This window comes from Pokkaliibacter sp. MBI-7, from assembly GCF_029846635.1.
GTDB lineage: Bacteria > Pseudomonadota > Gammaproteobacteria > Pseudomonadales > Balneatricaceae > Pokkaliibacter.
Genome location: NZ_JARVTG010000001.1, coordinates 1,871,193 through 1,896,652, shown reverse-complemented (window position 1 = coordinate 1,896,652; position 25,460 = coordinate 1,871,193). Strand labels below are relative to the sequence as shown.

Below are 25,460 nucleotides of genomic sequence, written 5' to 3'. Positions count from 1 at the left end.
CTTAAAAAGTTAACCATGGTTGATGTGTATTTTTTGATTGCCTAAGGGATTTCAACTTGGTAGGGTGGCGGCGTCTTTGGGGAGTAGCTGACTTTCCTCCGTGCTTCTGACCACCGCCTTCAAGCCACCACAGAGTGGCAGAGGTATGACGGCCTCGCTCCAGCAGGAGTGGGTTCGGCGGGTGGTGGGTGCGGTGAGTGAAAGTGTCTGAGTCAACATTCTCGGTCGGCAGACCGTGGCTCAGGCGACCGACAGGTTAGCGAGACCATGGACAGATCAGCGCCATAAAGGCCGGGCGCGCGATCTGTCATGGTTATTGCCCGGCCTGGATAACTAACCGTGAGCTTTATTTCCATCCTGCTGATCGCTTTTGCGATGTCTACCGATGCCTTTGCCGTTGCCGTGGGTAAAGGAATCTCTGCACAAGATCATCGTTTTTCTCATGCCTTAAAAACCGGACTGTTGTTTGGTGTGATCGAAGGCATTACCCCTGTCATTGGCTGGCTGCTTGGCCTGGGCACGTCGCACTTTATTGCTGAATGGGACCACTGGGTTGCTTTCACCGTACTGAGTTTGCTTGGGTTGCGGATGTGCTGGGCCGGCTTCAATGAAGAAGTCTGTGAGGTGGAAAGCGATACCCCCGCGGTAGCGCAGCCTGTCTGGATGCTGTGCCTCAGTGCGGTAGCCACCAGTATTGATGCGCTGGCCGTCGGTGTCAGTCTGGCCTTCGTCGAGGTGAACATCGCTGTTGCTGCGGTGGCTATCGGCTGTGCCACCACCATCATGGTTACCATCGGTATGCTGCTGGGTAAAAAGCTGGGTTGTGTCATTGGCCAGCGTGCCGAAGCCGTCGGCGGTATTGTGCTGATCATCATCGGCAGCGTCATTCTGTATGAGCATATGAGTGGTGCGGCCTGATACATTGCTGCCTTTCTGCTCCCGCTGACCGGGCAGGCCGGGCTTTCCTGTGCTAGCTTTTGCTGTTGGAGTCAGAAACTGCAAGGGAGACACAGCATGACAATCGCCCGGCATGGTCTTTCCATCGGTATTGAGCGTTTTGGTGAAGAGTTTTTCCTGTCGCTGAAAGCAGTAGGTAAGCTCACTCATGCCGATTATGAGGTGATTTCACCCATGGTAGATTCGGCCCTGGCACAGGTGCCGTCTCCACGGGTCAAAGCCCTGTTTGATGCTACCGAGCTGCTCGGCTGGGAGTTGCGTGCCGCCTGGGACGATCTGCGTCTGGGGTTGAAACACGGCAGTGAGTTCGAGAAAGTCGCGATTTACGGTAACCGCCACTGGCAGGAAGTGGCGGCGAAGATTGGTTCCTGGTTTGTCGGTGGCGAGGTGCGCTACTTTGAAAATCTGCAGCAGGCGCTGAGCTGGTTGCAGCAGGACTGATCAGCAGCAGCTGTAGGTCGTGGCTCTTACCATCGCGGTCACGTCACTGGCCTGCTGTAGAAGATTCCTGTCCGTCACCCACGGCCGGCCTGCCGGTCTATCTGCGTGAAGTGGCAGCAGGATTCAGACGTTCCCTACTTCATCCATTGCTCTGTAAAGGAAGACAACGATGATTGATCACCTCAGTACCTACGCCAGTAACTACCCCCTGACCAAGGCCTTTTATGATGCGGCCTTTGCGGCGCTCGGGCTGTCAGTGCAGATGGAGCTGGTCACAGAGTGGGATGCGGCGTTTCCCACCCGGCGCATGTGTGCCTATGGCCCGATCGGTAAGCCGGTGTTCTGGGTGATTGAGAGTCATGAGCCAAGCACACCGCGGCATGTGGCCTTCAGCGCCGGTAGTCGCGCGCAGGTAGAGGCGTTCCATGCTGCGGGGCTGGCGGCCGGTGGCGAGGATAACGGCAAGCCGGGGCTGCGCCCGCACTATCATGCGGATTACTACGGTGCTTTTTTGCTGGACCCGGACGGCAATAACGTCGAAGCCGTGTGTCATAGCCCGGTGTAAGCCGGGGTCAGGTGTCCGGCAGGGCACGTCTGAAGGGTGGAAAGCAACAGGGCGCCGCGTGGCGCCCTGACTGTCTGACAGGCAGTGAGGTATCAGTTATCGCGGGCGTTCGCCAGCAATTCTTCCTGGCTCAGTGAGCCCATACCATCGCGGATATCCCCTTCGATAGCCAGACGCAGCGCCAGCGGATCCTTGCGTTCAATGGCCTTGAGGGCTTCGGCATGGCGGTCAAGTACATAGGACACACCGATGCGGCCCAGTACCATGCGCATAAACGGGCCGAACTGCAGCCACAGGCTTTCAATCAGCGGAATCAGTACCTGAGAATCTCCGGCGCGGTACAGCGTCAGATGGAAGGCCTGATTTTTCTGCAGATAGGTGGTGACATCGCCGTCATGCAGAGCCTGATCCACTTCCTCATCCAGCGCCCGCAGGGTTTGCAGCAGCTCATCATTGATGGCTGGCAGGGCGCGCACGGCGGCCAGACTTTCCAGTGCAATACGGGCAGAGGCCAGCTCTTCCAGCTTGGAAGGGGTCATTTTGGGTACCGTCACCCGGCGGTTGCTGAGCAGTTCCAGCGCTCGCTCCGCCACCAGCCGGCGCAGGGCTTCACGCACTGGCATCAGGCTGACATTGAGCATTTCTGCGACACCACGAATGGTGACACTGTGACCGGGGACAAAGTGGCCGGTCATGATTGCCTGCCGCAGGGCGCGATAGACCCATTCCTGCAGGGTTTCGTTGTCATCCCGCTGGGGCGGTTGGATAACAATGGGGGCTTTGGCCAATATTTTCGCTCCACATTCCAGATTGCCAGACATGGCTGCCATCACACCGCAGGCAGGCTGAACAGGGTGACGCGCTGCGGTCGTGCAGGGAAGTGTAGCAAAATCCAAAATGTGAGCACATTTTTTTGCGATGGTGACTCCTGTTCGCTTCTTATTATCCGGTAATGCCTGAATTTTTCTGTTCTTGCGGCATGGAGGCAGGGAGAAAATGAGATCACTTTTTTGTGATGTTACTGCCACTGTTCCAATCGGAAACCGCTGTGCCCTTGCAGATGCAGGGGGGCCGCGGATAATCGGTGGAAGTACGGCTCTGCCCAGTTACTGCTGTGACTGGTAGGATGTGCCGCCGTAATTTGTTGCCCAGAAAGTCGAACGACAGTGCCTGTACAGGAAGGAGTCATGCCATGGGATTCAGGCCCACATTAGTGATGCTTGCCGGTCTGCTGGCGATTAACGCCCAGGCTGCGCAGCCGCCTCAGCCCAAAGCCGCCTATCAGGCGCAGGTGGATATCTGGGATGCCCGCAATAACCGCGTGTATCCCGCAGTGGTCAACGCCTACGCCAGCAAGACCCGTATCCGTATGCAGAAAACCCAGGAAATGCAGGATATGCCGGGTGATGCGGCCGTCGCCGTGTTTGATCCGGTCACCGGCGAAGCCTTTGTCTATCCCACCGGGCGGGTGGCTGCCGGTGAGCAGATCGTGATGAAGTTGGATATGCAGCGGGTCAGCGCCATGCTCGGTGGTGCCAGCTTCGATGTCAGCCATCTGCAGGGGCAGAAGATCGGTCACCGCACCGTGGCAGGCGAAGGCTGTGATGAGTGGCAGCTGGCCTCACCGCAGCAGCCTGCTAAACAGGGTGTGGCCTGTATTACGCAGGATGGCGTGGTGCTCTCGGCCCGTGAACTGAATGCCAGGCGCGATAACTATCTGGTCAGACAGATCAGTCGTGGCCCGCAGGATGCCAAGCTGTTTATGCCGCCGGTGGGTTATCGCACGGTGGATATGGGTTCGCTGCTGGGTGGTCTGCAAGGCTTGCTGGGCGGCTCCGGTGGCCAGAGCGGTGGCAGCATGATGCAGAATATGGACAGTGAAACCCTGCAGAAGATGATGGAGAACGTTGATCCGGAAACCTTGCAGAAGATGCTGCAAAGCGGTCAGTAAGGGCTTGCCGGACCTGTCCGGCATCGTTGAAATGTAAAAAAACGGGCCACAGTGCAGACTGTGGCCCGTTTTTATATGGTGCAGATAAACCGCTGACGGCGATTACAGGCAATGAGCTGCCTGATACTCCTTATCGGCGGTATCAAAGCGCTGCAGCATGGTGCTGGTTGGCGCCTTGCCCAGTTTACTGAAGAGCAGAATGGCAACGCTGGCGAAGATAAAGCCGGGGATGATTTCATACAGTCCCAGCCAGCCGTTCTGCTTCCAGACGATGACAGTCACCGCACCGACCAGCATGCCAGCCAGTGCGCCGTTGCGGGTCATGCCTTTCCATAGTACGGAAATCAGCACCACAGGGCCGAAGGCAGCACCGAAACCTGCCCAGGCGTAAGACACCAGCCCCAGTACGCGGTTCTCAGGGTTAGTGGCCATGAAGATCGCAACCAGCGCTACCACTAGCACCATCACGCGGCCAAACCACACCAGCTCATGTTCACCGGCATTGGGGCGCAGGAAGGCTTTGTAGAAGTCTTCGGTCAGGGCGCTGGAACATACCAGCAGCTGGCAGCTCAGGGTGCTCATGACGGCGGCCAGAATGGCAGACAGCAGTACGCCGGTGATCCAGGGGTTGAACAGCCACTTGGTCAGTTCAATAAAGATACGCTCGGGGTTCTCGCTGACCGGGCCAACCTGCTCAGGGTGTGCCTGGAAGTAGGCGATGCCGAAGAAGCCAACAGCCACCGCGCCCGCCAGACACAGGATCATCCACGCCATACCGATACGGCGGGCGGCAGGGATGGACTTGACCGAGTCGATGGCCATAAAGCGCGCCAGAATATGAGGCTGGCCGAAATAACCCAGGCCCCACGCCATCAGCGAGATAACGCCAACAAAAGAAGCGCCCTTGAACATGTCCAGATACTCGACGTTCTGGGCTTCGATCACGGCGACGGTCTGGTCAAAGCCACCGGTAGAAACCAGCACCAGTACAGGGGTCAGGATCAGGGCAAAAATCATCAGGCTGGCCTGCACGGTGTCGGTCCAGCTGACCGCCAGGAAGCCGCCGATCAGGGTGTAGGCGATGGTCGCCGCGGCGCCTGCCCACAGAGCGGTTTCATAAGACAGACCGAATGTGCTCTCGAACAGACGGGCACCAGCGACGATGCCGGAGGCACAGTAGATGGTGAAGAACACCAGAATGATCACGGCCGACAGCAGACGCAGCACGCGGCTGTTGTCTTCAAAGCGGCTGGAGAAGTAATCAGGCAGGGTCAGGGCATTGCCATTGTGTTCGGTATGCACCCGCAGACGGCCCGCGACGAACAGCCAGTTCAGCCAGGCACCGGCGATCAGGCCGATAGCGATCCAGGATTCAGACACGCCAGACAGGTAAATGGCGCCGGGCAGGCCCATCAGTAGCCAGCCACTCATGTCGGAGGCGCCGGCAGACAGTGCGGTGACGAAGCTGCCGAGACTGCGGCCACCCAGAATGTAATCGGAAAGGTTGTTAGTAGAGCGGTATGCAGCCAGACCAATAAAGATCATCAGTGCAATGTAGACCACGAACGTGATCAGGGTTGGTGTATTGGCAGTCATGCACAAATTCCCCTGTTGCAATAATACGGTCTTGTCACGGTGATCAGGTGCTACCACACACTCTGCCGTGCAAGCCGCGGGATGACTCGTCAGCGGGTTGAACCGGTTATTGCTGGCGTGGGCCAGTGCTGCTCAATCCGCTGTCATACAGCGACAACGCTTTGCCATCACCACCCTGTCGGGAAGGTGAAGAGGCTGCCTTTGTTATTGCCCTGATACTTCCGTTCTGCGCTGCACGAATGGCGGCGAAGAGCGAGGCGGCAAGGCTGTATTTCAGCGTCCTGCGTCGTGCCCTTTGATCTTCAGAAGACGCTCCATAACGCGATATCACCCGTTGTGAAAGTGATCTCTGGCGGCATGGCGAGATGTCATCTGGGATGGCGGGGCATTGGTTTCGCCAGGCTGTGCTATATACAAAGAGTGTCGATGAGGCCGCAGCGGGTATGCCCATACGGAAGGTAAGGGTTTAACCTGATTGGGGCTGGTAGCAACACTCGGATGGATTTAGTGCAACCTGTTATTTTTGTAGGGCACGGATGCTAAACAAGATTCTGTCGCAGGTACAAGGGAAAAACGCGCTTTTTGTTGCGACTTTAGTCTAATAAAAATGGCTTATAGATCAGTATCTTATCCATAACTTATTGATTGATATGATTTGTTTCCGTTTTATTAAACGACCGGTTGGAGGATGAAAAATAAGGTTGCACCTGGTTGCTCTTTTGCTGGGTTGCACGCTATTCTTTGCCACCTATACCTGTGATGCCAGGGCCTGATGATGTGCCCGGAGAGCGAGAGGAATACACATGGCCACCACAACCCTCGGGGTTAAACTTGACGATGTAACGCGCGAACGTCTCAAAGAAGCGGCGCGTTCCATTGACCGTACACCACACTGGGTGATCAAGCAGGCGATCTTCAGTTATCTGGAGAAGCTGGAGAACGGCGCAGCCCTGCCTGAGCTGAGTGCTGCCGAGCGCAGCGATAGCGCGGAAGTGCTGGAAGGTGTGGTGGAAACCAGCCGTCAGCCGTTCCTGGATTTTGCCGAAAGCATCCTGCCCCAGTCCGTACTGCGCGCCGCCATCACTGCGGCCTACCGTCGTCCGGAAAATGAAATGGTGGCCATGCTGCTGGAGCAGGCACGTCTGCCTGAGCCGACGGCCAAAGCAGCCTACAAGCTGGCTTATGACGTAGCAGAAAAGCTGCGCAATCAGAAAAATGTGGGCGGCCGTTCCGGTATCGTGCAGGGCCTGCTGCAGGAGTTTTCCCTGTCATCGCAGGAAGGCGTGGCACTGATGTGTCTGGCCGAAGCCCTGCTGCGTATCCCCGACAAGCCCACCCGTGATGCCCTGATCCGTGACAAGATCAGCAATGGCAACTGGAGCCAGCATCTGGGCCAGAGCTCGTCCATGTTCGTCAACGCCGCGTCCTGGGGTCTGCTGATCACCGGCAAGCTGGTATCGACCCACAACGAGTCCGGCCTGTCATCCTCACTGAACCGCATCATCGGCCGCAGCGGTGAGCCACTGATCCGCAAAGGTGTGGACATGGCCATGCGTCTGATGGGCGAGCAGTTCGTGACCGGTGAAACCATCGGTGAAGCACTGGCCAACGCCAGCCGTCTGGAGTCCCGCGGCTTCCGCTACTCCTATGACATGCTGGGTGAAGCGGCACTGACCGAAGCCGATGCGCAGAAATATCTGGCGTCCTACGAGCAGGCCATTCACTCCATCGGCAAGGCCTCTCATGGCCGCGGTATCTATGAAGGCCCCGGTATCTCCATCAAGCTGTCGGCACTGCACCCGCGTTACAGCCGTGCGCAGTATGACCGCGTAATGGACGAGTTGTACCCCCGTCTGCTGTCGCTGACCCTGCTTGCCAAACAGTATGACATCGGTATCAACATTGACGCCGAAGAAGCGGACCGTCTGGAAATCTCCCTCGACCTGCTGGAGCGTCTGTGCTTCGAGCCACAGCTGGCAGGCTGGAACGGTATCGGCTTCGTTATTCAGGCTTACCAGAAGCGTTGCCCCTTCGTGATCGACTACGTTATCGATCTGGCCCGTCGCAGCCGTCATCGTCTGATGATCCGTCTGGTGAAAGGCGCCTACTGGGACAGCGAGATCAAGCGTGCTCAGATCGACGGTCTGGAAGGCTTCCCGGTCTATACCCGCAAGGTATACACCGACGTGTCCTATATTGCCTGTGCCCGCAAGCTGCTGGCCGTGCCCGAGGTGATCTACCCGCAGTTCGCGACTCACAACGCCCATTCTCTGGCGACCATCTATCAGATCGCCGGGCAGAACTACTACCCCGGTCAGTATGAGTTCCAGTGCCTGCATGGCATGGGCGAGCCGCTGTACGAGCAGGTGGTTGGCAAGGTATCGGATGGCAAACTGAATCGTCCATGCCGTATCTATGCCCCTGTCGGTACCCATGAAACCCTGCTGGCCTATCTGGTGCGTCGTCTGCTGGAAAACGGTGCCAACACCTCCTTCGTTAACCGCATCGCTGATCAGTCGGTTTCCATTGATGATCTGGTGGCCGATCCGGTCACCTCGGTTGACGGTATGGCTGCCCGTGAAGGTGGCGTGGGCATGCCTCATCCACGTATTCCCAGCCCGGTTGAGCTGTACGGTGCTGCCCGCACCAACTCCAGCGGCATCGATATGTCCAACGAACATCGTCTGGCCTCACTGTCCAGCGCCCTGCTGAGCAGTGCCAATGAAGCCTGGCAGGCGGGCCCGATTCTGGGCTGTGCTGCAAGCGACGGTGCTCGTGAAAATGTACTGAATCCTTCTGATCGCCGTGATGTGGTTGGTCAGGTGCAGGAAGCGTCCATTGAAGACGTGGACAATGCCCTGAACTGCGCTATCAGTGCCGGCCCGATCTGGCAGGCCACTCAGCCCGCCGAGCGTGCAGCCCTGCTGGACCGTGCCGCAGAACTGATGGAAAACCAGATTCAGCAGCTGATGGGTCTGCTGGTGCGTGAAGCCGGTAAGACGTACCTGAACGCCATTGCCGAAGTGCGTGAAGCGGTGGACTTCCTGCGTTATTACGCGGCTCAGGCGCGTGATCATTTTGATAACGGTACTCACCGTCCGCTGGGTCCGGTGGTATGTATCAGCCCCTGGAACTTCCCGCTGGCGATCTTCACCGGTCAGGTAGCGGCGGCACTGGCAGCGGGTAATACCGTGCTGGCCAAGCCTGCCGAGCAGACCCCGCTGGTAGCGGCGCAGGCGGTACGCATCCTGCTGGAAGCCGGTATTCCTGAAGGCGCTGTGCAGTTGCTGCCAGGTCGCGGTGAAACCGTAGGTGCCCGTCTGGTCGGTGATGAGCGCGTCAAGGGCGTGATGTTCACCGGTTCTACCGAAGTGGCGGGTATCCTGTCGCGTTCCGTGGCCGGTCGTCTCGACAGCCAGGGCCGCCCCGTGCCGCTGATCGCCGAAACCGGTGGTCAGAATGCCATGATCGTGGATTCTTCTGCTCTGGCAGAGCAGGTGGTCGCGGATGTCGTGGCCTCTGCTTTCGACAGCGCCGGTCAGCGCTGCTCGGCCCTGCGCGTCCTGTGCGTGCAGGAAGATGTGGCAGATCGTGTGATCGAAATGCTTAAAGGGGCCATGGCGCAATGCCGTCTGGGCAACCCCGAGCGTCTGAATGTGGACATCGGCCCGGTGATCGACAGCGAAGCCAAAACCGGTATCGAAGCACACATCAAGGCGATGGGTGACAAGGGCCGCAGCGTCTATCAGGTCGCCATCAGCAATACCGATGAACTGAAGAACGGCACCTATGTGATGCCCACCCTGATCGAACTGGACAACCTGAGTGATCTGAAACGTGAAATCTTCGGCCCGGTACTGCACGTCCTGCGCTACAAGCGCAAGGATCTGGACAAGCTGATGGATCAGATCAATGGCACTGGCTATGGTCTGACCCTGGGTGTACATACCCGTATTGATGAAACCATTGCCCATGTCACCGAGCGTGCACAGGCTGGTAACCTCTACGTCAACCGCAACATGGTGGGTGCCGTGGTCGGTGTGCAGCCCTTCGGTGGTGAAGGCCTGTCAGGTACCGGTCCGAAAGCCGGTGGCCCGCTGTATCTGTATCGTCTGCTGGCGACCCGTCCAGCCGGTGCTGTCAGTGCCACCTTCAAGGCGGCTGATGCCCGCATTGAAGCGGACAGCCGTCTGCGTAAAGCCATGCTGGACAAGCAGGGCAATCCGCTGGTGGCGCTGCAAAGCTGGCTGGGTAAAGACTTTGCCGAGCTGGTCAGCATCTGCGAGAACTTTGCTGCTGAAGCACAGACTGGTATCAGCCGTCTGCTCGACGGCCCGACCGGTGAGCGTAACAGCTATGTGATCCTGCCGCGTGACCATGTGCTGTGTCTGGCGGAAGACGAGCGTGATCTGCTGACCCAGCTGGCTGCAGTGCTGGCCGTGGGTGGCTGCGCGGTGTGGACGCAGTCTGAGCTGACGCTGCGTCTGCGTGATCGTCTGCCTGCCGCTGTACAGGCACGTATCAGTCTGGTGGCTGACTGGAAGAAAGACGACGTGGTGTTCGACGCGGTATTGCATCACGGTGATGCTGACCAGCTGCGTGCTGTCTGCCAGCAGGTTGCCAAGCGCAGCGGACCCATCGTCGGTGTCCATGGTCTGGCCCGCGGTGAAACCACCCTCAGTCTGGAGCGCCTGTATATCGAGCGTGCCCTGAGTGTGAACACGGCCGCCGCTGGTGGTAACGCCAGCCTGATGACCATCGGCTGAGGTAAACAGGTTCGAGTCTCAACCTGTTCCGGCCACCCAGCCCTCGGGTGGCCAATGAGCAACTGTAGTACTCGCTTTGAGCGCAATCCGGCTTTGCTGGGTTGCGCTTTTTTATTGGCACGCATGGGGAAGGTGAGGGAAGCGAGCTACACTGGTCGTCGTTATTAGCGTGCAGGGAGATCAGGATGAAGCTGCTGTTTGTCTGCAGTCGCAATCAGTGGCGCAGCCCCACGGCCGAGCAGCTGTGGCGGCGGCGCCCGGGTTATGAGGCACGTTCAGCCGGTACCAGTCCGAAAGCGCGACGCACGGTGACGACCAGCGACGTGGTCTGGGCGGATGTCATTCTGGTGATGGAAAACAAGCATAGGCAGCGCCTGCGTGCCGAATTTGGCCGGTTACTGGAGCATAAACCCCTGTATGTGCTCGATATTGCTGATGAGTATCAGTATATGGACGCAACGCTGATTGAAGAGCTGGAGGCGCGGGTCGCAGCCGTTCTGCCTGCTGAGTCGTACAGCCCCGGGCTAGTGTTGCAACCCGTCGTAGTGTGAAGAACACTGCAGCCCGTCAGCCTGAGAGGCGGGCTGCAGTGGTAACAGGGTCGCTTACAGCGCCTTGTCCAGGGTAAAGATCCACAGTGCGGAATGGGCTTCAGCCCCTTTCAGCGGTTCCAGCTCGACCTTGCTGGCAACGGCCTTGCCGTCCAGCATCAGTTCACCCTTGCCATCGGTCTGGTAGTCATCAGCACCCTTGGCGCCTTCCACGGCATTGACGACCTCTGTGGACAGACCAAAGTCATTGTCGCTGGCCACGGCAAAGGTGTGATCATCGACAATCGCCAGACCTTCGGCCTTTTCCACCTGCCAGCCGTTGGCACGCAGATCGGCAACCAGCGTCTTGCTGGCCATCACCACGCCTGCTGCTTGCAGCTCATCAGCGCTGGCGAACTCAGGCTCCTTGCCGTTGATTTTCAGCTCGCTGAGGTCTGTGGCCTGGCTCAGGTCAATCTGATAGACCAGATTGTGCATCTTCTTATCTTTGCCTTTGCCCTGTTCGATGATCAGGAAGCGATGGTCATCCAGCGCGGCCAGATCGCCGATCTTGGCATCGCCCGGATGCTTGTAGCTGCCGACATCAATGGGATAGGCAAACATGCGGGTCTTGCCGGTGGCCGGGTCCAGCTCCACCAGACGGGTAAACTGCGCGACCTTGCGGGTTTCACCGTTGATGTCGAGGGTGCTCTGTACAGCACCATACACCTTGCCAGCCGGGGTAAAGGCCACGCCTTCAAAACCGCGGTTGGGCTGGCGCCATTTGAGAATATTGGGCAGGCCACCTGCGACTGCTTTCTCGCCAGCGCCGGCCTCGGGACCAAGTTTTTGGGTGATCTTGCCATTGCCGTCCAAATGGACCAGGAAGGGGCCGTATTCATCACAGATCCAGTAACCTCCCTTGCCATCCTTGACGATGCCTTCGCTGTCCAGACCGTTCGCCTTGTCGCTGGTTATTACGCTGAGGGTGTCACTGAGCGCCACTTCACTGGTGGAGCCGATCAGACTGGCTGGCAGTGGCAGGCCGGTGATCTTGCCCTGCTCATCACTCAGCTCGACTTTGTCCGAAGCAACCGCTTTGCCATCTTTGATGGTTACATCCATAAACGCAGGTACGAAAGCCGGGGCAGGGAACATCTTGCTGGCGGTCTTGCTGACGTTACCGTCACTGCCGGTCTGTACCAGCTTGGGCGAGTCGCCGTTGGGGCCACGATCAGTGATAGCGATGAACGACAGCGAGCCATCGGCGTTCTTGCCATTGAACAGCAGCCCAGAGCCGAGACCGGTGGTGAAGCCGTCGGGGAAGCGCCCGGCAAAGGCACCCTGATAGGGCACATAATCGGCTTTGGCCACCTCAATGTTGAATTGTTCCACTTTAGCCACACCCGCCAGAGCGGTGGTGGAGGTCAGGGCAATGGCGAGTGCCAGCAGGCTGTACTTCATCGGTGTCGTCCTTTTCTGAACCTGTTCTTGAGCGCATATACCGGGATGAGGCGGCAGGCAGCCGTCTTATGGACGGTATCTGCGCACATAAGTGAGTATTGTTCTGTCGCTGTGCAGGCGCTGCTGCACGGGGTGTGAAGAGATTACGAAGATCAGGTAACAGAATTATTGCAGTCTGACGGTGCGCTGCCTGTGCATAGTAAAACGCCCCGGCAGCAAGGCTGGCGGGGCGTTGTGAGCATGATGCTAAACAGAGACTCAGCGGGGCTCGCCGTTGCTCTGCTCCTTCCAGCCGCCACCCAGTACCTTGTACAGGGTGATCATGTTGGTCAGACGCGACAGGCGGGTAGTGATGATGTTCTGCTGCGCGGTGTACAGCGAGCGCTGCGAATCCAGTACGGTCAGATAGCTGTCGACACCACTGCGGAAGCGGGCATCGGACAGGTCGTAACTGCGCTGGGTCGCATTCAGCAGTGCCTGCTGAGCGGCCACCTGTTCATCCAGAGTGCCCTGATCGGCCAGGGCATCCGCCACTTCCTTGAAGGCGGTCTGAATGGACTGCTCATACTGGGCAACGTAGATATCCCGTTGCGCTTTGGCTGAGTCCAGATTGGCCTGGTTTTTCCCGGCATTGAAAATCGGCAGGTTGATCGTCGGTGCAAAGCTCCAGGCGGTGCTGCCACCGGAGAACAGCCCTGACAGCTCGGTACTTGAGGTGCCGTAGCTGGTGGTCAGGCTGATGCTCGGGAAGAACGCTGCCCGCGCCGCGCCGATATTGGCATTGGCGCCTTTGAGCAGGTGCTCGGCCTGCAGAATATCAGGTCGTTTGAGCAGCACCGTGGAGGGCAGACTGGCCGGGATGTCCTGCAGTGCAGTCACCGGGGTGGTGGTGTCCTGATGGGTATCAGGCAACAGTTCCGCCGGGATCTCGGTACCCAGCAGCAGACGCAGGGCGTTGATGTCCTTGGCGACGCTGCTGGTATAGACCGCGACGTCATAGCGCGCTGTTTCCACGCTGGTACGGGCCTGTTGCAGATCCAGCTCGGTGGAAACACCGAGATCGAAACTGCGCTTGGTCAGGTCATAGGAGGCCTGCTGGCTTTTCAGGGTTTCCTGGGCCAGACGCAGGTGTTCCTTATCGGCGGCAAGGGTCAGGTAGTCCGTCGCCACTTCCGATACCAGACTGATCTGGGTGTTACGCTTGGCCTCTTCGGTGGCCAGATACTGTTCCAGTGCCTGATCCTTGAGGTTGCGTACCCGTCCGAAGAAGTCCAGCTCGTAGGAGCTGATACCCAGATTAACCCCGTAGGTGCTGCTGTGGATTGCATCCGCCGTACCGGCAACGTCTGCCGGAGTCAGCGTCCGGCTGCTGCTGGCATTGCCGTCCACCGCCGGGAACTGCGCAGCGCGCTGTACCCGGAAGGTGGCACGGGCCTGCTCGATATTGAGCACAGCCACACGCAGGTCACGGTTGTTATCCAGTGCCAGCTGAATCAGCTGCTGCAACTTGGTATCGGTAAAGAAGTCCCGCCATCCCAGTTCGGAGACGTCGGTCTGATTGCCGTCCTGCGGTTTGTACGCAGCACCCTGCGGCCAGCTGTCAGACACTGGCATCGTCGGACGCATAAAGTCCGGTGCCAGATTGGCGCAGCCCGCCAGGCTGACCGCCAGGGTCAGGGGGAGCAGAGTTCGCATCATCTTAATGGCTCTCCTCAATGCGCGGAGTAGGGGCCTGCTCTTTGGCTTTCTTGCGGCCGAACACCTTGCTGATGACGACGAAGAAGACCGGAACAAAGATCACACCCAGAAGTGTAGACGACACCATACCACCAAGAACGCCGGTACCGATGGCGTTCTGGCTGCCGGAGCCCGCGCCGTTGGCAATAACCAGCGGCACCACGCCGAGGCCGAAGGCCAGCGAGGTCATGATGATCGGGCGCAGACGCATACGAATGGCTTCGATACTGGCCTCGATCAGGCTCATGCCGTGCTCGTGCAGTTCCTTGGCGAATTCGACGATCAGAATGGCGTTTTTCGCCGCCAGACCGACGGTCGTCAGCAGACCCACCTGGAAGTAGACGTCATTGGACAGCCCGCGCAGGTCAGTGAACAACAACGCACCCAGAACGCCCAGTGGCACCACCAGAATGACCGAGAACGGAATCGACCAGCTTTCATACAGCGCTGCCAGACAGAGGAAGACGACCAGTACCGAGATGGCATAGAGCATCGGTGCCTGGTTGCCGGAGATCTGCTCCTGCAGGGACAGGCCGGTCCACTCATAGCCGATACCGGCGGGCAGCTTGCTCATGATTTCTTCCACGGCCTTCATTGCATCGCCAGAGCTGACTCCGGGGGCGGGCTGGCCCATGATCTCGTAAGCAGACAGGCCGTTATAGCGCTGCAGCTGGGGTGAACCGTAAGTCCATTGCGCGGTAGCAAAGGCAGAGAACGGCACCATGTCGCCATCGCTGTTGCGGACGTACCACTGGTTGATGTCGTTGGGCAGCATACGGTAGGGTGCATCACCCTGCATGTAGACCTTCTTGATACGGCCCTTGTCGATGAAGTCGTTGATGTAGGAACCACCCCAGGCGACGCTCAGCAGGTTGTTGATGTCAGCGATGGATACGCCCAGCGCACCGGCCTTCTCCTGATCGATATTGACCTTGTACTGCGGTGAGTCTTCCTGACCATTGGGTCGCACGGCCATCAGACGATGATCCTGAGAGGCCATGCCCAGGAACATATTGCGTGCCTGCATCAGCGCATCATGACCTAGGTTGCCACGATCCTGAATGAAGAAGTCGAAACCGGTGGCATTACCCAGCTCGATGACCGCAGGGGGAGCGAAGGCAAACACCATAGCGTCCTTGATCTGCGAGAAGGCGCCCATGGCCCTGCCTGCGATGGCAGGTACCTTGTCGGCCTCTGCCTTACGCTGTGACCAGTCCTTCAGCATGATAAAGGCAATCCCCATGTTCTGACCGCGACCAGCGAAACTGAAGCCCGATACGGTGAACAGCGAGTTGACGTTGCGCTTTTCATCGTCAAGGAAATGGTGCTCAACCTTCTTCATCACTTCCAGTGTCCGCTCCTGCGTTGCTCCCGCGGGCAGGATAGCCTGCACCAGCAAAATGCCCTGATCTTCATCAGGCAGGAAGGAGGTGGGGATACGGACGAAAATATAACCTACGCCAACGACGATCAGGGCGTAGATCAGCAGCATACGGATGCCGCGTTTGACCATACCGCCGACCAGACTCTGGGTACCCTTATTGAAGCCATCGAAACCACGGTTGAACAGCCCAAACAGGCCCTTGTACTCATGGCCGGGGCCATGGCCTTTTTCCACAGGCTTGAGCAGAGTGGCGCACAGGGCCGGGGTGAGGATCATCGCGACCAGCACCGACAGCGTCATGGCGGAAACGATGGTGATGGAAAACTGCCGGTAGATAACCCCGGTCGAACCGCTCATAAAGGCCATCGGGACGAATACGGCCGACAGCACCAGCGCGATACCGACCAGTGCACCGGTGATCTGGCCCATGGACTTGCGGGTGGCTTCCTTGGGCGGCAGGCCTTCCTCACTCATGATACGTTCGACGTTCTCCACCACGACGATGGCGTCGTCCACCAGCAAACCGATGGCCAGTACCATGGCAAACATGGTCAGGGTATTGATGGAGAAGCCGCAGGCTGAGAGTACGCCGAAGGTACCCAGCAGCACCACCGGCACAGCGATGGTGGGAATCAGCGTGGCGCGGAAGTTCTGCATGAACAGGTACATGACCAGGAACACCAGAACGATGGCCTCACCCAGGGTTTTCACCACTTCTTCAATGGAAATCTTGACGAAGGGGGTGGTGTCATAAGGGAACACCGCTTTCAGGCCTTGGGGGAAATAGGGGGCCAGTTCGTTGATGGTTTTCTTCACACCAGCGGCGGTATCCAGTGCGTTGGCGTTAGTAGCCAGCTTGATACCTAAGCCTGCTGCGGCACTGCCGTTATAACGCGCGACCAGATCGTAACTCTGGGCACCCAGCTCGACACGGGCAACATCACCCAGGCGGACGATGGAACCATCGGATTCCACCTTCAGCTGGATTTTGCGGAACTGCTCCGGGGTCTGCAGATACGACTGCGCGGTAATGGTCGCATTCAGCTGTTGCCCGGGTATGGCAGGGGAACCCCCCAGCTGACCGGATGACACCTGCGCATTCTGTGCTTCGATAGCGGTACTGACATCAGCGGGTGTCAGCTTGTAGTTATTGAGCTTGCTCGGGTCGAGCCAGATACGCATGGCATAGGGCGCACCGAACAGTGTCACATCACCGACCCCGGGCACACGGCTGATGATGTCCTGCACACTGGAGGACACGTAGTCAGCAATGTCGGTCTGGGTCATGGAGCCATCTTCGGAATAGAAACCTGCCACCATCAGGAAACTGGCGGAAGACTTCGATACCGATACCCCGGCCTGCTGTACCTTCTGCGGCAGCAATGAGGTCGCCTGCTGCAGTTTGTTCTGCACCTGTACCTGCGCAATGTCAGGGTCAGTGCCGTTGTTGAAGGTCAGGGTGATGGAGACGTTACCGAACGAATCGCTGGTCGACGACATATATTGCAGATTGTCGATCCCTTTCATCTGTTGTTCGATGATCTGGGTGACGGAGTCCTGCACGGTTTGCGCCGATGCGCCGGTGTAAGAGGCGGATATGGTGACTGCCGGTGGCGCAATACTGGGGTACTGGGCAATAGGCAGCGTATTAATTGCCAGTAGGCCGGCCATCATGATGATGATGGCGATAACCCAGGCAAAAATAGGCCGGTCTATAAAAAAGCGAGCCATGTGTTTCTCCCTTAGCCTTGCTTAGCTGCAGCAGCTTGCGCCTGTCCTGCAGCTACCCCTTTGGCGGGTGCACCCGGGCGGACTTTCTGCAATCCTTCGACAATCACCTGATCGCCGGCTTTCAGGCCGTCGTCGATCAGCCATTTGTCGCCAATCGCGCGATTGGTCTTGAGGGTGTGCATTTCCACGATGCCCTGGCTGTTGATGACCATGGCAACGGCATTGCCTTTTATGTCGCGGGTCACACCCTGCTGAGGAACCAGAATGCCCTGCTCACGCACGCCTTCTTCAATCTCAGCGCGCACATACATACCGGGCAGCAGGATAATGTTGGGGTTGGGGAACACAGCACGCAGTGTCACTGCGCCGGTGCTTTCATTGACCGATACATCGGAGAACGCCAGTTTGCCCTCGTCGGGATAGAGGCTGCCGTCTTCCAGAATCAGTTTGACCTTAGCTTCATCGCTGGCAGAGGCTTTGCTCAGCTGGCCATTGGCCAGTTCACGCTTGAGGCGCAACATGTCAACACTGGACTGCGTAACGTCGACGTAGACCGGATCCAGCTGCTGCACGGTAGCCAGCGCGGTGGTCTGATTAGCGGTTACCAGCGCTCCTGGGGTGACGGAAGACTTACCGATACGACCAGAGATGGGTGAGGTGACCTTGGTGTAGTTGAGGTTGATCTGTGCAGAGCGAATGGCGGCCTTGTAAGCGGCCACATCGGCCAGTGACTGCTTCAGTGAGGCATCGGCGTCGTCATAGTCCTGCTTACTGACAGCATTGATCTGCACCAGTTCTTTGTAGCGTTTAGCCTTCAGGCGGGCTGATTCCACGTTGGCATCGGCCCGGGCCAGATTGGCTTTGGCGCTTTCCAGCTCCGCTTCATAAGTCGCCGGATCAATCAGATACAGTACATCACCGGCTTTGACGTCTGAGCCTTCGGTAAACAGACGTTTCTGGATGATACCACCCACTTGCGGGCGAACTTCGGAGACCAGATAAGCAGAGGTGCGACCTGGCAATTCAGTGGTCAGCGTGACCGCCTGTGGCTGCACGGTATAGATCCCTACTTCTACCGGCTGCTGTGCGCCTCCCTGCTGGGCTTGCTGGGCAGCCCCCGCTGATTCCTGCTGGTTACAGCCGCTCAATACCACGCTCATGGCACTGACCAGTACAGCCACTGCCAGCCGGGTACGTCTATTTACATGCATAAAGCCACCTCTAAATGCGTCGTCAAAACGGATTCTGTGCGCCGGTGCCGACCGCCACTGTCAACACGTACCTGCAATGCAGGCAGGAGCCTGCTGGCTCCTTACTTGGCGTTAAACTCTTGTCTGCGGGTCTTATTGTTCTGAAGTTCACACTCTTCCTGGCGCTGTCACGCTGTTCTGATCGTCCTGTCTGCAGCACTACCCGATCGGTCTGTATCGGGCAATGAATGAGTGGACGGCCCAGCGAACACATATCCAGCTGGTTTGTGCCAGTGGACCGCCATGACCGGTTGGGAGGGGGATATCCCTGCTCCGGATGAGGGTGTCTGCTTATGGCGTCATCGGCACGAGAAACAAAGCGCCGAATAGACTAGAATGAACGTTCGTTCATTCTATTTTTCCCTACCCGGCTGATCAATCCCGGCACAGCACATATCAACAGGAATGAGAGAGGGGCTTATGACCAAAAATCTCCCGCCCACGCAGGGTCAAAATACTGCCACTGCCAGTCAGCATGCCGCTCTCAGCGATAAGGAAAGTCGCAGTGAAGCCCGTCGCAATCAGATCCTCCAAGCCGCAACAGATTGTTTCTGCGCCCATGGATTCCATGGAGCAAGTATGTCAGCGATTTCCAAAATGGCCAGAATGAGCCCCGGCCATGTCTATCACTACTTTGACAGCAAGGAAGCCATTATCGAGGCTATCGTCGACCGAGACCTCCAGCAGTTCTATGAACTGTCTGAAAATCTGCTGCAGGTAGATGATCTTCTCGATTGTATGATGGCTCAGCTACATGTCGAGGAAGCGTTGCAGGTGACATCCTGCAATCCACTGATCATGGTGGAAATGTCGGCCGAGGCATCGCGCAATGCCCGCGTCGCTGCCAAATTGCACCACACGGACCAGCTGGTGCGTCAGCGCTTCCGGCAGCTGTTCTTTGGCACCACGGCAGTAAGTGAAGCGGAGCGTCTGCAGCAGGAGGCCAGGGTGGAGGTCATATGCCTGATCTTCGACGGCGTGATGGTGCGGGGTATTCATAATCCGTCGACTGCCCGTGAACCGCTGCGTGCGGTGCTGGGGCAGGTACTCCACCTGTTACTGAAAGACACGAGCGTCACGACGCCCACCTGAGTCTGATCATGCTCAGAAGGGCAGTTCCAGCGCCCGGCACAGAAAGCTCATGAACGGGCTGGCCGCGGCATAGGTCCGCAACAGTTCGTCGAAGAAATAATCCTGCTGCGCTTCTTCTGGCAGCCAGGTGGCAGAGACGATAAAGCTCTTGCGCCGCACATCCTCCTGATGCGGCATCTCCTGACTGAATCCGCGTGGCATGCCGCGCAGCTGTTCCCCTTCTATTCCGCCAAACAGTGCTGCCAGCGTGTCATCCGTCTTGATGCTCTGCCACTGGTCGGCTCGCTCGACGATGTGCTGACGAACCTGATTGAGCACCGGCGTGGGAGGCAGCCAGATCCCTGCTGCGATGATGACGTGCTCAGGGGCAAGCTCCAGATAGTAGCCGGGGGCGTGCACATCCTTACCGACGGCATGACGGAACTGACAGGCAGCATGGGTTTTGTAAGGTGTTTTGTCGTGGCCAAATCGGGTATCGCGGTAGATGCGGAACATCGAGCCATTATGAGCTTTAGGGATGACCCGAAAGTGTGGAGAGATGGCCTGCAGACCCGGCTGCAATGCGGTCATCATCGCAACCATCGGTTGCTGTACCTGCTGCTGGTAGCGCTCCTTGTTGTCGGCAAACCAGTCCTTGTTGTTATTGCTGCGCAGCTCCTGCAGAAACTGGAACAGCGCAGGTGAAAAGCCGGTAAATGCAGACATGCCAATACCCTTTGTGCCGAGGAGTGAAGGGCAGTCTGCGACGTGGCAGGCAGGATGGCAACGGGCAATAAAGGGACGTGTCGAAGCGCGGCCCGAAAACGACAACGGGCATCCTAAGATGCCCGTTGTGGTGACCTGAGAACTGAACACGCTCCTGGGTCATGTTGCTGGTCGCAGCAGTTTGTTGTCTTACTCGTGTGGAATCACCAGCGAGCTGTCGACTTCGTTCAGGCGCGCCTGGAACAGGCTGCGGATGCGCTCCAGTGCTTCAGTGGTTTCGGCCTCAAAGCGCAGTACCAGTACCGGGGTGGTGTTGGATGCGCGGATCAGGCCCCAGCCATCGGGGAAGTCCACACGAACACCGTCGATGGTGGACTTGTCGCCACCGGGGAAGTCCAGCTTCTGCAGGGCTTCGACGATGGTGAACTTGCCTGCGTCCGTCACTTCGATGTTGATTTCAGGGGTGCTGACATCTTCAGGGAAGCGCTTGAACAGGGTGTCAGCGTCGCAGTCGGCGTTGGACAGGATTTCCAGCAGACGGCAGGCGCTGTACAGGCCGTCATCGAAACCGTACCAGCGTTCCTTGAAGAAAATGTGGCCGCTCATTTCACCTGCCAGCAGAGCGCCGCTTTCCTTCATTTTGGCCTTGATCAGTGAGTGACCGGTCTTCCACATCATCGGCTTGCCGCCGGCTTTGCTGATGGCAGGAGCCAGCAGACGCGAGCACTTCACGTCATAAATGATCTGCGCATCGGGGTTACGGCCACAGACGTCCTGAGCAAACAGCATCATCAGGCGGTCAGGGAAGACCACATGCCCTGCGTTGGTGATCACGCCAACGCGGTCGCCGTCGCCATCGAAAGCCAGACCCAGATCCGCACCGTGCTCCTTGACCGCCTTGATGCAGTCCTGCAGGTTTTTCAGTTTGCCGGGATCAGGATGATGGTTGGGGAAGTTACCGTCGATCTCGGTAAACAGCGGGATGATCTCGCAACCCAGTGCCTTGGCCAGACGGGGGCCCAGTTCACCGGTGACACCGTTACCGCAGTCGACCACCACTTTCATCGGCTTGGCCAGCTTCACATCACCGGTGATGCGGTTGACGTAGTCGTCATCGATGCTGACGGCACGGTAGCTGCCTTCACCCTGACTGAAGTCTTTTTCCGCGATGCGGCGGTACAGATCAGTGATCTGCTCGCCAGACAGGGTTTCGCCCGCCAGGACGATCTTGAAGCCGTTATAGTCAGCCGGATTGTGGCTGCCAGTGACCATCACGCCTGATGGGAAACCCAGGTGATAGGTGGCAAAGTACAGGGTCGGCGTGGGGACCATGCCCACATCCACCACATCCTGACCGGCTGCGCGCAGGCCATCCATCAGCGCGGTGCTGAGGCTGGGGCCGGACAGACGGCCATCGCGGCCAACCACAACGGTCTTCTGACCACGGGCAGTGGCTTCGGAACCGATAGCCAGACCAATCTGATAGACGATGCTTTCGTTCAGGGTTGAACCCACCACGCCGCGTACGTCATAGGCGCGGAAGATTGACGGATCAACGGCTGCAAGGGGAGTGTACTGGCTCATCGCTTTTTCCTTTCCTTAGTCCTGGAATCCTGACTAGTTTTTTCTGGTTGAAGAGGTGTACGGCTATAAAACATGGGCTGGCATCTGTCTGGGCCTCAGTAACCCGCTTACTGGCGCCCTGAGTGGCCAAATCCGCCTTCGCCACGGGCTGTGGCATGAAACTCATCGACAATTTCCCACTGGGCCTGCACCACAGGGACCAGCACCATCTGGGCGATACGCTCGCCGGGCTCGATGACGAAGCTGGTCTGGCCACGGTTCCAGCAGGACACCATCAGCTGACCCTGATAGTCCGAGTCGATCAGCCCCACCAGATTACCGAGCACGATACCGTGCTTATGGCCAAGGCCGGAGCGCGGCAGGATCATCGCCGCCAGACCGGGATCGGCGATGTAGATAGCCAGACCTGTGGGAATCAGCGTGGTCTGACCGGGCTCCAGTGTCTGTGGGGCGTCCAGCAGTGCGCGCAGATCAAGGCCCGCTGAGCCATCAGTGGCGTAGCTGGGCAGGGGGAATTCGTTACCGATGCGCGGGTCGAGAATTTTTACTTGGAGATTCTGCTTCATGCCTGTCTGTTTCGGTTTGCGTTGAATAACAGTATGGGCTGCCTGAGCAGCCCGAATTCACTGGCTGGCCACAGCCTGCACGTCCGTCGCCTCAATGGTTTCGCCGGCCGGTGTGGCCGGGTCGTAGTAGGCGGCGGCCAGGTGTTCAATCAGTTTGCGCGCCAGCTCATGCTTGCTGGCACGCGGCAGGGTCAGCACGTGATGCGGTCTGACCAGGGTGACGGCGTTGTCGTCGCTGTTGAAGCCTATGCCTTCGGCAGACACATCATTGGCGATAATCATGTCGAGTTTTTTACGTGCCAGTTTGTCCTGCGCATATTCGATGACATCACGGGTTTCTGCGGCAAAGCCGACGGTAAAAGGGCGCAGGTCCGGTGTCAGGGCGGCGACGGTTGCCACGATATCGGGGTTCTTGATCAGCGACAGGGCCAGACTGTCCTTACCGCTCTGTTTCTTAATCTTGTGCTCGGCCACCTCGGCCGCGCGGTAATCGGCCACGGCCGCGGCGGCGATAAAGATGTCGCAGTGCTGGATACCCTCAAGGCTGGCACTGAGCATCTGTTCGGCCGATTCGACATTGACACGTTCCACTCCCACCGGCGTGGGCAGACTGACCGGGCCGCAGATCAGGCGCACCTGTGCGCCAGCTTCACTGGCGGCCTGCGCCAGCGCGAAACCCATCTTGCCGGAGGAGTGATTACTGATGAAACGCACCGGGTCCAGCGCCTCACGGGTGGGGCCGGCAGTGATCCAGACGGTTTTGCCCTGCAGTGACTGACTGGTCGGGCGACGATGATGGGACTGCAACTGGGCGACGATGGCCTGCGGTTCCAGCATGCGACCGGGGCCGATATCACCACAGGCCTGACTGCCGCTGTCGGGGCCGAGCAGATGCCAGCCGATACTGCTGAGGTAGTGGGCATTACGCTGGGTGCGCGGATCGCGCCACATGGCCTGATTCATGGCCGGAGCCAGATAGATGGGAGCTTCGGTAGCCAGCGTCAGGGTGGTCAGCAGATCATCCCCAAAACCGGCCGCAAAGCGCGCCATAATGTCGGCGGTGGCCGGTGCGACCAGCACCAGATCGGCCCATTTGGCCAGCTCGATATGGCCCATGCCGGCTTCCGCCTGCTCATCCAGCAGATGCTGATACACCGGGTTGCCGGACAGTGCCTGAAAGGTCAGCGGGGTAACAAATTCAGCCCCACCGCGGGTCAGTACGACTCTGACCTGCGCCCCGGCCTTGACCAGCAGTCGGGTCAGTTCGGCGCTTTTGTAGGCGGCAATACCACCACTGACACCAAGCAGAATATGTTTGCCTTGCAGGGATAAATCCACCATCACAATCCTGGCTGTACTCACTGTGCAATTGGCCTGACACCATATCACAAACCACCTGCAGTTTGAGCCGTCCTCAGCTACCACCGGTGCAATATCACCTGAGTTGATCTGTGCCATCGGCGAGATGAATTTTAATCAGGTTGCTGCTGCCGCTAGAATGCCTGTCCCGTAGTCGCCGCAACTGCCTCGCCGTGCCCTTGCTGAGGTATCAGAGCGTGCGGCGTTTGACCGCATAAGTGTTGGCAATCTATGAAAGTCGTCGTTTCCCACACCCTGAAGTCCCTCCTTGCTGGCAGTGGCGCTGCCCTCGGCATCGCTGCGCTGGTGGCTCTTGATCACTGGCTCAACTGGGTATTGCTGATGGTGCCGTTTGGCGCCAGCTGTGTTTTGTTGTTCGCGGTGCCGTCCAGCCCGTTGTCACGCCCACAGAACGTGATTGGCGGACATGTACTGACGGCCTGTATCGGTGTAGCCATCGCCCACATGGGCTGGCCGATGGAGTACGCCCTGCCACTGGCCGCCGGTGCTGGTGTGGCGGCCATGGTGGCATTGCAGGTGGTTCATCCACCGGCTGGCGCGAATCCGCTGCTGGTGCTGTTTTCCGGTATGAACTGGCACTTTGTCTGGCAAACGGTACTGCCGGGCAGTGTGCTGCTGGTGGTGCTGGCCTGGGCCTATCATCATCTGGCCGGCCATCGTCTCAGGACTACCGCGTAACGTCTCAGGACTACCGCGCAGCCATGGATTTTCGCGGCTGCTCTTTACTCAGTGAAAAGTGCCCGGCTAAATAGGGTCGCCTGCGCGGGCAAGGAGCCGGTGCAGTATTCACAGGGAGCAGGACAGGATGTCTATTCGTGACTGGCCCGCAGAGCAGCGGCCAAGAGAAAAACTGTTGAACAAGGGAGCGGCCTCCCTCACCGATGCCGAGCTGCTGGCGATCTTCCTGCGTACCGGCGTGGCCGGGCAGAGTGCGGTGGAAATGGCGCAACAACTGCTACAACGCTTCGGCAGCCTGCGTGCCCTGCTACAGGCAGATCTGCAGGAGTTCTGTCAGGCGCATGGCCTGGGCAGCGCCAAATACGCCCAGCTGCAGGCGGTGCTGGAAATGGGTCGTCGTCATCTGACCGAAGAGCTGCGTCGTGAGCAGAGCTTCACCTCCCCCGATGCGGTAAAGAATTATCTGCTGGCCCACTTGCGTGATCAGCAGCGCGAAGTTTTCGCCTGCCTCTATCTCGACAGCCAGCACCGGCTGATTCATTACGAGCCGCTGTTTCTGGGCAGCATCGACAGCGCTTCGGTTCATCCGCGGGAAGTCGTCAAGGCCGCCTTACGCCACAATGCCGCCGCCCTGATCGTGGCCCACAATCACCCCTCCGGCATTGCCGAGCCCAGCCGCGCCGACGAGCTGATTACCCAGCGTCTGAAAGAGGCACTGGCGCTGGTGGAAATACGCCTGCTGGATCACTTCGTCGTTGGTGCCGGACAGGTGGTGTCTCTGGCTGAGCGAGGCTTTTGCTGAGCGCAGCAAGTGAGTGGTTGCTGTGCACGATCAGTGCACATGGTGGTGCATGAACATGGCTACAGAGGCCATGTTCATGCTGCGATGCAGCGACGACGACATCAGGAAGCGGCGCCAGCATCGATCACCAGCGTACCTCCACCCATTGCTGCCAACATCCCGCATTTTCTCGCCAGTTTACTCATTCTGTCTGCGCGCAGGCGTGATCTGAACCACGCTTAGCAGGCTGTTGAAAAACGTTATCGAGGTAGCCGAGACAAGGAAAAAACAGGCGAAAAAGC

General features: G+C 58.3%; 19 protein-coding genes and 1 riboswitch. Of the genes, 9 read left to right on the top strand and 10 right to left on the bottom strand.

The features are described 5' to 3' along the window. Positions 1–52 precede the first annotated feature (52 nt). A riboswitch (yybP-ykoY riboswitch) is annotated at positions 53–329 on the top strand. Positions 330–339: 10 nt separating this feature from the next. The 3 genes from QCD60_RS08440 (at position 340) to QCD60_RS08430 (ending at position 1,963) form a co-directional block, all read left to right on the top strand. Beyond that, positions 340–918 carry a manganese efflux pump MntP family protein gene (locus tag QCD60_RS08440; protein ID WP_279784225.1) on the top strand — a complete coding sequence of 193 codons (579 nt, stop codon included), beginning with the start codon at positions 340–342 and terminating at the stop codon, positions 916–918. Between the two features lie 96 nt (positions 919–1,014). Further along, positions 1,015–1,398 carry an STAS/SEC14 domain-containing protein gene (locus tag QCD60_RS08435; RefSeq protein ID WP_279784223.1) on the top strand — a complete coding sequence of 128 codons (384 nt, stop codon included), beginning with the start codon at positions 1,015–1,017 and terminating at the stop codon, positions 1,396–1,398. 169 nt (positions 1,399–1,567) lie between these two features. After that, positions 1,568–1,963, top strand: a complete 396-nt coding sequence (locus QCD60_RS08430; protein WP_279784221.1) for a VOC family protein — start codon at positions 1,568–1,570, stop codon at positions 1,961–1,963. Positions 1,964–2,055: 92 nt separating this feature from the next. On the opposite strand, the gene QCD60_RS08425 is transcribed toward QCD60_RS08430, so the two are convergent. After that, positions 2,056–2,784, bottom strand: a complete 729-nt coding sequence (locus QCD60_RS08425) for a GntR family transcriptional regulator (RefSeq protein WP_104153793.1) — start codon at positions 2,782–2,784, stop codon at positions 2,056–2,058. Between the two features lie 371 nt (positions 2,785–3,155). Between QCD60_RS08425 and QCD60_RS08420 the strand changes: the two genes are divergently transcribed. Beyond that, positions 3,156–3,914 carry a hypothetical protein gene (locus QCD60_RS08420; protein WP_279784218.1) on the top strand — a complete coding sequence of 253 codons (759 nt, stop codon included), beginning with the start codon at positions 3,156–3,158 and terminating at the stop codon, positions 3,912–3,914. Positions 3,915–4,016: 102 nt separating this feature from the next. On the opposite strand, the gene putP is transcribed toward QCD60_RS08420, so the two are convergent. Then, on the bottom strand, positions 4,017–5,510 hold the full coding sequence (gene putP / locus QCD60_RS08415; protein WP_279784216.1) for a sodium/proline symporter PutP: 1,494 nt from the start codon (positions 5,508–5,510) through the stop codon (positions 4,017–4,019). A gap of 803 nt (positions 5,511–6,313) precedes the next feature. On the opposite strand from putP, the gene putA reads away from it, so the two are divergent. Both putA and QCD60_RS08405 read left to right on the top strand, forming a co-directional pair. After that, on the top strand, positions 6,314–10,276 hold the full coding sequence (gene putA / locus QCD60_RS08410) for a trifunctional transcriptional regulator/proline dehydrogenase/L-glutamate gamma-semialdehyde dehydrogenase (RefSeq protein ID WP_279784214.1): 3,963 nt from the start codon (positions 6,314–6,316) through the stop codon (positions 10,274–10,276). Positions 10,277–10,461: 185 nt separating this feature from the next. Continuing rightward, a complete protein-coding gene (locus QCD60_RS08405) occupies positions 10,462–10,827 on the top strand; it encodes a phosphotyrosine protein phosphatase (protein ID WP_279784212.1) in 366 nt (121 codons plus the stop codon). Between the two features lie 54 nt (positions 10,828–10,881). Here QCD60_RS08405 and QCD60_RS08400 read toward each other — a convergent pair whose 3' ends face one another. From QCD60_RS08400 to QCD60_RS08385, 4 genes are all read right to left on the bottom strand, one after another. Continuing rightward, entirely contained in the window at positions 10,882–12,270 is a 1,389-nt protein-coding gene (locus tag QCD60_RS08400; protein WP_279784210.1) for an esterase-like activity of phytase family protein, read from the bottom strand. Positions 12,271–12,528: 258 nt separating this feature from the next. After that, positions 12,529–13,968: an AdeC/AdeK/OprM family multidrug efflux complex outer membrane factor gene (gene adeC / locus QCD60_RS08395; protein ID WP_279784208.1), complete on the bottom strand. Its 1,440-nt coding sequence runs from the start codon at positions 13,966–13,968 to the stop codon at positions 12,529–12,531. A gap of 1 nt (position 13,969) precedes the next feature. Then, positions 13,970–17,122: an efflux RND transporter permease subunit gene (locus QCD60_RS08390; protein ID WP_279784206.1), complete on the bottom strand. Its 3,153-nt coding sequence runs from the start codon at positions 17,120–17,122 to the stop codon at positions 13,970–13,972. Between the two features lie 11 nt (positions 17,123–17,133). After that, entirely contained in the window at positions 17,134–18,333 is a 1,200-nt protein-coding gene (locus tag QCD60_RS08385) for an efflux RND transporter periplasmic adaptor subunit (RefSeq protein WP_279784204.1), read from the bottom strand. A gap of 444 nt (positions 18,334–18,777) precedes the next feature. Between QCD60_RS08385 and QCD60_RS08380 the strand changes: the two genes are divergently transcribed. Further along, on the top strand, positions 18,778–19,464 hold the full coding sequence (locus QCD60_RS08380) for a TetR/AcrR family transcriptional regulator (RefSeq protein WP_347950185.1): 687 nt from the start codon (positions 18,778–18,780) through the stop codon (positions 19,462–19,464). Between the two features lie 12 nt (positions 19,465–19,476). On the opposite strand, the gene QCD60_RS08375 is transcribed toward QCD60_RS08380, so the two are convergent. The 4 genes from QCD60_RS08375 to coaBC form a co-directional block, all read right to left on the bottom strand. After that, a complete protein-coding gene (locus QCD60_RS08375) occupies positions 19,477–20,169 on the bottom strand; it encodes a DUF2461 domain-containing protein (protein ID WP_279784201.1) in 693 nt (230 codons plus the stop codon). A 189-nt stretch (positions 20,170–20,358) separates the two neighbouring features. Next, positions 20,359–21,753 carry a phosphomannomutase/phosphoglucomutase gene (locus QCD60_RS08370; protein ID WP_279784199.1) on the bottom strand — a complete coding sequence of 465 codons (1,395 nt, stop codon included), beginning with the start codon at positions 21,751–21,753 and terminating at the stop codon, positions 20,359–20,361. A 107-nt stretch (positions 21,754–21,860) separates the two neighbouring features. Further along, a complete protein-coding gene (dut, locus tag QCD60_RS08365) occupies positions 21,861–22,319 on the bottom strand; it encodes a dUTP diphosphatase (RefSeq protein ID WP_104153770.1) in 459 nt (152 codons plus the stop codon). Positions 22,320–22,376: 57 nt separating this feature from the next. Then, a complete protein-coding gene (gene coaBC / locus QCD60_RS08360) occupies positions 22,377–23,660 on the bottom strand; it encodes a bifunctional phosphopantothenoylcysteine decarboxylase/phosphopantothenate--cysteine ligase CoaBC (RefSeq protein WP_279784196.1) in 1,284 nt (427 codons plus the stop codon). A 249-nt stretch (positions 23,661–23,909) separates the two neighbouring features. Here coaBC and QCD60_RS08355 point away from each other — a divergent pair, with 249 nt between their 5' ends. Both QCD60_RS08355 and radC read left to right on the top strand, forming a co-directional pair. Further along, a complete protein-coding gene (locus QCD60_RS08355) occupies positions 23,910–24,377 on the top strand; it encodes an HPP family protein (RefSeq protein WP_279784194.1) in 468 nt (155 codons plus the stop codon). A gap of 127 nt (positions 24,378–24,504) precedes the next feature. Beyond that, positions 24,505–25,179: a DNA repair protein RadC gene (radC, locus tag QCD60_RS08350; RefSeq protein WP_104153768.1), complete on the top strand. Its 675-nt coding sequence runs from the start codon at positions 24,505–24,507 to the stop codon at positions 25,177–25,179. Positions 25,180–25,460 lie beyond the last annotated feature (281 nt).

Excerpts from the sequence above, each read along its gene's own strand:
- QCD60_RS08420 (WP_279784218.1), top strand. The coding sequence starts at position 3,156 with ATGGGATTCAGGCCCACATTAGTGATGCTTGCCGGTCTGCTGGCGATT.
- QCD60_RS08380 (WP_347950185.1), top strand. The coding sequence starts at position 18,778 with ATGAGAGAGGGGCTTATGACCAAAAATCTCCCGCCCACGCAGGGTCAA.
- QCD60_RS08375 (WP_279784201.1), bottom strand. The coding sequence starts at position 20,169 with ATGTCTGCATTTACCGGCTTTTCACCTGCGCTGTTCCAGTTTCTGCAG.
- QCD60_RS08430 (WP_279784221.1), top strand. The coding sequence starts at position 1,568 with ATGATTGATCACCTCAGTACCTACGCCAGTAACTACCCCCTGACCAAG.
- QCD60_RS08400 (WP_279784210.1), bottom strand. The coding sequence starts at position 12,270 with ATGAAGTACAGCCTGCTGGCACTCGCCATTGCCCTGACCTCCACCACC.
- QCD60_RS08370 (WP_279784199.1), bottom strand. The coding sequence starts at position 21,753 with ATGAGCCAGTACACTCCCCTTGCAGCCGTTGATCCGTCAATCTTCCGC.
- putA (WP_279784214.1), top strand. The coding sequence starts at position 6,314 with ATGGCCACCACAACCCTCGGGGTTAAACTTGACGATGTAACGCGCGAA.
- QCD60_RS08390 (WP_279784206.1), bottom strand. The coding sequence starts at position 17,122 with ATGGCTCGCTTTTTTATAGACCGGCCTATTTTTGCCTGGGTTATCGCC.
- QCD60_RS08425 (WP_104153793.1), bottom strand. The coding sequence starts at position 2,784 with ATGTCTGGCAATCTGGAATGTGGAGCGAAAATATTGGCCAAAGCCCCC.
- radC (WP_104153768.1), top strand. The coding sequence starts at position 24,505 with ATGTCTATTCGTGACTGGCCCGCAGAGCAGCGGCCAAGAGAAAAACTG.
- putP (WP_279784216.1), bottom strand. The coding sequence starts at position 5,510 with ATGACTGCCAATACACCAACCCTGATCACGTTCGTGGTCTACATTGCA.
- adeC (WP_279784208.1), bottom strand. The coding sequence starts at position 13,968 with ATGATGCGAACTCTGCTCCCCCTGACCCTGGCGGTCAGCCTGGCGGGC.
- dut (WP_104153770.1), bottom strand. The coding sequence starts at position 22,319 with ATGAAGCAGAATCTCCAAGTAAAAATTCTCGACCCGCGCATCGGTAAC.
- QCD60_RS08405 (WP_279784212.1), top strand. The coding sequence starts at position 10,462 with ATGAAGCTGCTGTTTGTCTGCAGTCGCAATCAGTGGCGCAGCCCCACG.
- QCD60_RS08435 (WP_279784223.1), top strand. The coding sequence starts at position 1,015 with ATGACAATCGCCCGGCATGGTCTTTCCATCGGTATTGAGCGTTTTGGT.
- QCD60_RS08385 (WP_279784204.1), bottom strand. The coding sequence starts at position 18,333 with ATGCATGTAAATAGACGTACCCGGCTGGCAGTGGCTGTACTGGTCAGT.
- coaBC (WP_279784196.1), bottom strand. The coding sequence starts at position 23,660 with ATGGTGGATTTATCCCTGCAAGGCAAACATATTCTGCTTGGTGTCAGT.
- QCD60_RS08355 (WP_279784194.1), top strand. The coding sequence starts at position 23,910 with ATGAAAGTCGTCGTTTCCCACACCCTGAAGTCCCTCCTTGCTGGCAGT.